Annotated in this window: 9 protein-coding genes; all 9 read left to right on the plus strand. The window is 61.7% G+C overall.

Annotated elements, in window-relative coordinates; all coding sequences use genetic code 11:
* The first annotated feature begins 116 nt into the window (after positions 1 to 116).
* Positions 117 to 1106, plus strand: a complete 990-nt coding sequence (locus tag QOC89_RS25320; RefSeq protein WP_323047523.1) for a beta-ketoacyl-ACP synthase III — start codon at positions 117 to 119, stop codon at positions 1104 to 1106.
* A 106-nt stretch (positions 1107 to 1212) separates the two neighbouring features.
* Positions 1213 to 2148, plus strand: a complete 936-nt coding sequence (gene fabD, locus QOC89_RS25325; RefSeq protein WP_323047524.1) for an ACP S-malonyltransferase — start codon at positions 1213 to 1215, stop codon at positions 2146 to 2148.
* 86 nt (positions 2149 to 2234) lie between these two features.
* Positions 2235 to 2984 (plus strand): 3-oxoacyl-ACP reductase FabG, encoded by a 750-nt coding sequence (fabG, locus tag QOC89_RS25330; RefSeq protein ID WP_323047525.1) that lies wholly within the window; start codon positions 2235 to 2237, stop codon positions 2982 to 2984.
* A 151-nt stretch (positions 2985 to 3135) separates the two neighbouring features.
* A complete protein-coding gene (gene acpP, locus QOC89_RS25335) occupies positions 3136 to 3375 on the plus strand; it encodes an acyl carrier protein (RefSeq protein ID WP_179733415.1) in 240 nt (79 codons plus the stop codon).
* A gap of 299 nt (positions 3376 to 3674) precedes the next feature.
* Complete coding sequence (gene fabF / locus QOC89_RS25340; RefSeq protein ID WP_323047526.1) at positions 3675 to 4913, plus strand: beta-ketoacyl-ACP synthase II; 1239 nt, start codon at positions 3675 to 3677, stop codon at positions 4911 to 4913.
* Positions 4914 to 4925: 12 nt separating this feature from the next.
* Complete coding sequence (locus QOC89_RS25345; protein ID WP_323047527.1) at positions 4926 to 5414, plus strand: hypothetical protein; 489 nt, start codon at positions 4926 to 4928, stop codon at positions 5412 to 5414.
* Between the two features lie 101 nt (positions 5415 to 5515).
* Positions 5516 to 6115 carry an RNA polymerase sigma factor RpoE gene (gene rpoE, locus QOC89_RS25350; RefSeq protein ID WP_006051939.1) on the plus strand — a complete coding sequence of 200 codons (600 nt, stop codon included), beginning with the start codon at positions 5516 to 5518 and terminating at the stop codon, positions 6113 to 6115.
* Positions 6116 to 6197: 82 nt separating this feature from the next.
* Complete coding sequence (locus QOC89_RS25355) at positions 6198 to 6824, plus strand: sigma-E factor negative regulatory protein (RefSeq protein ID WP_323047528.1); 627 nt, start codon at positions 6198 to 6200, stop codon at positions 6822 to 6824.
* Between the two features lie 4 nt (positions 6825 to 6828).
* A partial coding sequence (locus tag QOC89_RS25360; protein WP_323047529.1) for a MucB/RseB C-terminal domain-containing protein occupies positions 6829 to 7787 on the plus strand: 959 nt, incomplete at its 3' end.

Consider the following 7787-nt stretch of genomic DNA (forward strand, 5'->3'; position numbering starts at 1 on the left):
GAAGAGAACGCGGGTTCTCTTGAACAGGCGGCGCGCGACGCAAGCGGTGCGGGTCACGCAAGCCCGATCGCAGGCCAGCCGGCCGAGCCCTACGCTGCGCAATCCTCGAAGGCATAATGGCTCAATCCACAATTTATTCCCGCGTGTTGGGCACCGGCAGCTACCTGCCGCCCGGCCGCGTCACCAATCAGGATCTGGCTGAGCGTCTCGCCAGGCAGGGCGTCGAGACGAGCGACGAGTGGATCGTTGCCCGCACGGGCATCCATGCACGCCACTTCGCCGAACCCGATGTCACCACCAGCGATCTGGCGCTGATCGCTTCGCAGCGCGCGATCGAAGCGGCTGATATCGATCCGCAATCCATCGATCTGATCATCGTTGCCACCTCCACGCCGGACTTCGTGTTTCCGAGCACGGCGTGCCTGTTGCAGAACAAGCTCGGCATCAAGAACCACGGCGCCGCATTCGACGTGCAGGCCGTCTGTTCGGGCTTCGCTTATGCGGTGGCGACAGCGGACAGTTTCATTCGCAGTGGACAGCATCGCACGGCGCTCGTGATCGGCGCGGAAACCTTTTCGCGCATTCTCGATTTCAAGGACCGCACCACCTGTGTGCTGTTCGGCGATGGCGCGGGCGCGGTGATCCTGCAGGCCTCCGAACAGCCGGGTGTGCTGGCTAGCGCATTGCATGCGGACGGCAGCCATTCCAAAATCCTCTGCACGCCGGGCAATGTGAACGGCGGCGTGATCGAAGGCAGCGCGTTCCTGCATATGGACGGCCAGGCGGTGTTCAAGCTCGCCGTCAATGTGCTCGAGAAGGTCGCGGTCGAGGCGCTCGCCAAGGCCAATCTGTCGGCCGAGCAGGTCGACTGGCTGATCCCGCACCAGGCCAACATTCGCATTATGCAAAGCACCTGCCGCAAGCTTGGCTTGCCGCAGGAGCGCATGGTCGTCACGGTGGGCGAGCACGGCAATACGTCGGCTGCGTCCATTCCGCTCGCATTCGACGTCGCGGTGCGCGACGGCCGCATCAAGCGCGGCCAGAACGTGCTGATCGAAGGCGTCGGCGGGGGCTTCACTTGGGGCGCGTCGGTTATCCGCTACTGATAGCGGCGACGTTATGGCGAGCGCTCTTCGCGGCGCCAGGCTACGCTTGAGCGCGCTCTCAACGGGCGCGCCACCCACATCTGACAACATCGATTTTGGGGACGATATGAAATTTGCGTTCGTTTTTCCTGGGCAAGGTTCGCAGTCGGTCGGCATGCTCAACGCATTCGCCGATCACGCGGTCGTGCGTGAGACGGTTCAGGAAGCATCCGATGCGCTCGATCAGGACCTCGGCAAGCTGATTGCCGAAGGCCCCGTCGAAGATCTGAATCTCACCACCAATACCCAGCCCGTCATGCTGACCGCCGCGTATGCAATTTATCGCGCGTGGCAGCAGGCGGGTGGCCCGAAGCCGGTCATTGTCGCCGGTCATAGCCTCGGCGAGTACACCGCGTTGGTCGCGGCGGGCGCGCTCGCGTTTCGCGATGCCGTGCCGCTCGTGCGTTTTCGTGCGCAAGCCATGCAAACGGCCGTCCCGGTCGGCGTTGGCGGCATGGCCGCGATTCTCGGCCTCGATGACGACGCGGTGCGCGCGGTTTGCGCTGAAGCGTCGGTCGCAGGTGTGGTCGAAGCGGTAAATTTCAACGCGCCTGCGCAAGTCGTGATCGCCGGTCACAAGGCCGCCGTCGAAAAGGCTTGCGAAGTCGCGAAGGCGAAGGGCGCAAAGCGTGCATTGCCGCTGCCGGTATCGGCGCCGTTCCACTCGTCGCTGCTCAAGCCCGCGTCGGATCAGTTGCGTGAGTATCTGGCTGGCATCGACGTGCAGGTGCCGTCCATTCCAGTGCTCAACAACGTCGACGTCGCGGTGGTCAACGAGCCGGTCAGGATCAAGGACGCGCTGGTGCGTCAGGCCGCAGGTCCGGTGCGTTGGGTGGAAAGCGTCCAGGCAATGGCGGCGCAAGGCGTCACGCACGTGGTTGAATGCGGACCGGGCAAGGTCCTTGCGGGTTTGACCAGGCGTATCGACGGCAATCTGGTCGGTGCGTCGGTGTTCGATCCGGCCTCGCTCGAAGAAACCCTCAAGCTCATGACGGCGGGCTGAGCGCCACGTCATACGCAGCACCTGGCGGCGCCAAAAATCGCCATCAAGAATCAATCAGCCCTCCGAAAGGGCATCCGGACTGACAGATGGAAAAGACTCTCGACAAGCAGATCGCAATCGTGACCGGCGCCTCGCGCGGCATTGGCCGCGCAATCGCGATCGAACTGGCGCGCCAAGGCGCGACGGTGATCGGCACCGCAACCAGCGAAAGCGGCGCAGCCGCAATCACCGAAGCGTTTGGTGCGGCCGGCGTGAGCGGCCGCGGCGCGGTCCTCAACGTCAACGACGCTGCCGCAGCGGAAGCGCTGATCGACGGCACCGTGAAGGAATTCGGCGCGCTGCACGTGCTGGTGAACAACGCCGGCATTACGCAGGACCAACTGGCGATGCGCATGAAAGACGACGACTGGGACGCGGTGATCGACACCAATCTCAAGTCGGTCTTCCGCCTGTCGCGCGCCGTGCTACGTCCGATGATGAAGGCGAAGGGCGGCCGTATCATCAACATCACGTCGGTGGTCGGCTCGGCCGGCAACCCGGGGCAGGTCAACTACGCGGCCGCGAAAGCGGGTGTAGCAGGCATGACGCGCGCACTTGCACGCGAGATCGGCAGCCGCGGCATCACGGTGAATTGCGTCGCGCCGGGCTTCATCGATACTGACATGACCAAGACCCTGCCGGAAGAGCAGCAAACCGCGCTGAAGACGCAAATTCCGCTCGGCCGCCTTGGCAGCCCCGACGATATCGCGCACGCCGTCGCGTTCCTCGCGTCGCCGCAAGCGGGTTATATCACCGGCACGACACTGCATGTGAACGGCGGAATGTACATGTCGTAACCAAATTCGGTTACTATCCGCGCCTTGATGCGTTTGCAAAAGCATAAGGCGCATGCCTTGACAGGAACCCGATGCGCCGCTTTTTTGCCGGGTCAAACCTGATAAAATGCGCGCACCTGTATTTTTGAACTTCTTTTCCCTTGGAGGGGTAATGGACAATATCGAACAGCGCGTCAAGAAGATCGTCGCAGAACAACTGGGCGTTGCAGAAGCTGAAATCAAGAGCGAAGCTTCGTTCGTGAACGACCTCGGCGCCGACTCGCTCGACACTGTCGAGCTCGTGATGGCCCTCGAAGACGAATTCGGCATGGAAATTCCGGATGAAGAAGCCGAGAAGATCACCACCGTTCAGCAAGCGATCGACTACGCTCGCGCGAACGTCAAGGCCTAAAGTCATTCGCGCCTGCGTTTCTGCGTTGGCGGCGTATGACGCCCTGCCGTGTCGGTTTCCGGCGCAAGCAGGGCGGGCGCTTTCTGCCGTGCAGGAGCCAGCGATGCTGCAGCGCAAATTTCTGCGCGATTGCCGACTTTCAAGAAAACGCCGGGCCGCCCCAGGTTTTCTTGCCCCCTCGGGGGAACCCGGTGTGAAACACCAGGTGTGGGGGGCGGTTAACAGCCACAGGGCACACAGGGCAGGTTCCTGTGGCCGCTGTGGCTTTTGCTTTTGTCATCTATGAAAAAGGGGTTACCGTGAGCCGCCGTCGTGTTGTTGTTACAGGCCTGGGGCTGATTTCGCCTGTTGGCAATAATGTTGCCGATGGCTGGGCCAATCTGGTCGCCGGCAAGTCGGGTATTGCCAATATCACGAAGTTCGATGCGTCGAACTTTTCGACTCGTTTCGCCGGCGAGGTGAAGGGCTTCAATATCGAGGACTACATCTCCGGTAAAGATGCGCGCAAGATGGATACGTTCATCCATTACGGCGTCGCGGCCGGCATTCAGGCGATGCAGGACAGCGGCCTCGAAGTGACCGATGAGAATTCCGAGCGCATCGGCGTGGTAGTCGGTTCGGGCATCGGCGGTCTGCCGATGATCGAGGAAACGCAGACCGAATTGCTGAATCGCGGTCCGCGCCGGATTTCGCCGTTCTTTGTTCCGGCGTCGATCATCAACATGATCTCCGGCCATCTGTCGATCAAGTTCGGCCTCAAGGGCCCGAACCTTGCAATCGTCACCGCCTGTACCACCGGGTTGCATTGTATCGGCGAGGCCTCGCGCCTGATCGAGTACGGCGACGCAGACGTGATGGTCGCCGGCGGTGCGGAAGCAACGGTGTCGCCGCTCGGGATCGGCGGATTTGCGGCGGCCAAAGCGCTGTCACAGCGCAATGACGATCCGGCCACGGCTAGCCGTCCGTGGGACAAAGACCGCGACGGTTTCGTACTGGGTGAGGGCGCCGGCGTGATGGTGCTCGAAGAGTACGAACACGCGAAGGCGCGTGGCGCGAAGATTTACGCCGAGATCAGCGGCTATGGGATGAGCGGCGACGCCTATCACATGACCGCCCCGCTGGAAGACGGCGACGGCGCCCGCCGGTGCATGCTGGCTGCCATGAAGAACGCGGGCATCAATTCGGATCAGGTGAATTACCTGAACGCGCACGGCACGTCCACACCGCTCGGCGACCTCGCTGAAACCACCGGCATCAAGCGGGCTTTCGGCGACCACGCCAAAAACATGGTCGTGAACTCGACCAAGTCGATGACGGGTCACCTGTTGGGCGGCGCCGGCGGTCTGGAATCCGTGTTCACCGTGCTGGCCGTGCATCATCAGGTCTCGCCGCCCACGATCAACATCTTCAATCAGGATCCGGACTGCGATCTTGATTACTGCGCGAACACGGCGCGGGAGATGAAGATCGACATCGCGCTGAAGAACTCGTTCGGGTTTGGCGGCACGAACGGCACGCTGGTCTTCAAGCGCGCCTGATCACCCGCTCGTTTGTTGACACATCAGTCGAAAACGCCGGCTTGCCCGGCGGCTTACCTCGAATCGGCAGCGCCCGGCGAAGCGCTGCAACGGATTACGTTGCGGCGCTCCGCCGCCATGTGCGCCGCTTTAGGGGCGTTCGTCCTGATAGCGACGTTGGCTGCTTACACCTGCTTTGCGTCGCATCTGGGCGGCTCGCAGGCGGTTCCGTTGACGTTGGCCGTGTGGGCATTCTTGACGCTCTGTGCGATGAAGCATGAGCACGCGCGACCCATCGCGCTGAAAATCGGTCCGGACGGAGTGTCCGTCTGGAATCGGGCCGGCAGTTTGCTGATGCAGGGCCGTATTGCCGGCTGTTCGCAATGGAACGGTCGTTTGCTCGTTCTGACGCTGGCACCGGACCATGGGCGCTCCCGTACGCTACTTCTTGCTGCTGACGCGCTCCCCCCGTTCGTCTTCCGGGAGCTCGCCGTGCTGGGTCGGCGTGGCGCCGGTGCGTGACTGTAACGACTGTAACCGCTGTTACCGGAGTAACGTGCCGCAATGATGGGGACGCTACAATGGTCCCCCGCCATGCGCCCAATAGTTAACGGATTTATCAGGTGAGCGAAAAAGAAATTGATCAGGTGCTGGTCGAGCGCGTCCAGAAGGGCGACAAGGCCGCGTTCGAGCTTCTGGTCTCCAAATACCACCGCAAGATTCTCAGGCTGATCTCGCGCCTCGTGCGGGACCCGGCCGAAGTGGAAGACGTCGCCCAGGACGCCTTTATCAAGGCGTATCGGGCGTTGCCGCAGTTTAGGGGCGAATCGGCCTTTTACACGTGGTTGTACCGGATTGCGGTCAACACGGCAAAGAACTACCTTGCGACCCAGGGGCGGCGCGCACCGACTTCGACCGAAGCAGATGCTGAAGAAGCTGAAACTTTCTCGGACGCCGACCAACTAAGGGATATCAACACGCCTGAGTCGATGTTGATGAGCAAGCAGATCGCTGAGACGGTCAATGCTGCAATGGCGGTTTTACCGGAAGAGTTGCGCACCGCCATTACTCTTCGTGAAATTGAAGGTTTGAGCTACGAGGAAATCGCTGAGATGATGGGTTGCCCAATTGGCACAGTCAGATCACGAATTTTCCGCGCTCGCGAAGCCATTGCGGCAAAATTGCGTCCGTTGCTTGACACACCTGAAGGCAAGCGCTGGTAAACACCAGCCGGCCGGTTGGGGCGCGGGTGCAATATCTGGATTAGTGGTGTCACTACGGGGTATTTGTAAGATGGGGAGCATCATGGGGTCGGTCTCGATGCAATCGCAAGCCAGCTCGCGCGGCGAGCGTCTGTCCGCTTTTGTCGACGGTGAGCTGTTCGGCGAAGAGCATCTGAACACGTTTGTGTCCGAACTGGACGGCGCAGATCGTGCCGCCTGGTCGTGCTATCACCTGATCGGCGACGCCCTGCGTTCCGACGATCTGGCGGTCAGCCCGGCGGCGACCAGCGCGTTCCTGAGCGGTTTTGCCGCGCGTTTCGACAATGAGCCGCACGTGCTCGCGCCGGCTGCAATGCCGGTCGCCCGCCGTTTGCTGGCGTTGCGCCGGCGTGTGGTGCCGGCTTTTGCCGTCGCGGCTGCCGCGGCCACGCTAACGTGGATCGTTGTGCCGCAACTGCAAGGCGTGCCGGGCGGCCCGGGTGTGGCACAGGTCGCGTCCATCCAGTCGCATGGCGATTCGCTGCAACGCGTGGCCATGGCGTCGGTGCCCGCTGCTACGGTCCAGCCGATCGCGCAAGACGCCAACATCATTCGCGACGCCAGTCTCGATCAGTATCTGGAAGCTCACCAGCAATTCGCGCAACAACCGGTCATGCCGGGCTCGATGCCGCTGATTCGCGCTGCCGCAGTTTCTACGCAAGGCCAATAGTTTGATGCAGACTCCGCGGTTGAATAAAACGACTATCTGGGGGCGGCTGCCAGCATTTCTGTTCTGCGCTGCCGTATTGTTGTCCGCTACACCGCGGGTCTTCGCACAAACCGACGATCCACTCATCGCCCGTCGTACCGCTGCGGAACTGCTGGATCGCATCCATCAGGCCGCCCAGCAGCAGAACTACGAGGGCGCGTTTGTCTATCAGCGCGGTAATTTCGTTCAGACGTCGCGGATCTCGCATTACGCGACCCGTACGGACGGCGAATTCGAACAACTCGAAAGCCTCGACGGCAAGCCGCGCAAAATGCTCCGCCATAACGACGATCTCTACACGTTCGTGCCCGAGCGGCATCTGTGCGTGGTCGAGAAGCGCCAGAACAAGGATTCATTCCCTGCGTTGCTGGCTGTAAGCGGCGAGCAGGTGCTGTCTGTGTACGAGCCGAAGCTGCTCGGCGACGATCGCGTAGCCGGTATCGACAGTCAGGTCATCGAACTCGACCCGAAAGACGCCTACCGCTTTGCTTATAAGCTGTGGGCCGACAAGAAGACCGGCTTGCTGTTGCGCGCGCAGACACTTGATCCGAATGGTCAGGTGCTCGAACAGTTGTCGTTTTCGCAGATTCGTATCGGCGTACCGGTGGACAAGACTCCCATCGTCAACGGTATTCGTAATACAGCAGGATGGACGGTGGTGCATCCGCCGGTCGAGCCGGTCGATATGGCTGCGCAAGGCTGGCAGATTACGCCGACAGTGCCGGGTTTCCGCAAGATTCGTGAGTTGCGTCGCCCAATGGCCGCGCGTGACGCGGGCCAGCCGACCATTCCGGTCGACCAGGCGGTGTTCTCCGACGGCCTCGCGGCCATTTCGGTGTTTGTCGAGCCGGTCGAGAACAATACCCGCAAGGAAGGCGCGGGTAGCAGCGGCGCCACACACGTGCTGGTCAAGCGGCGCGGCGA

Source organism: Paraburkholderia sp. (genome assembly GCF_034668105.1).
Classification (GTDB): domain Bacteria; phylum Pseudomonadota; class Gammaproteobacteria; order Burkholderiales; family Burkholderiaceae; genus Paraburkholderia.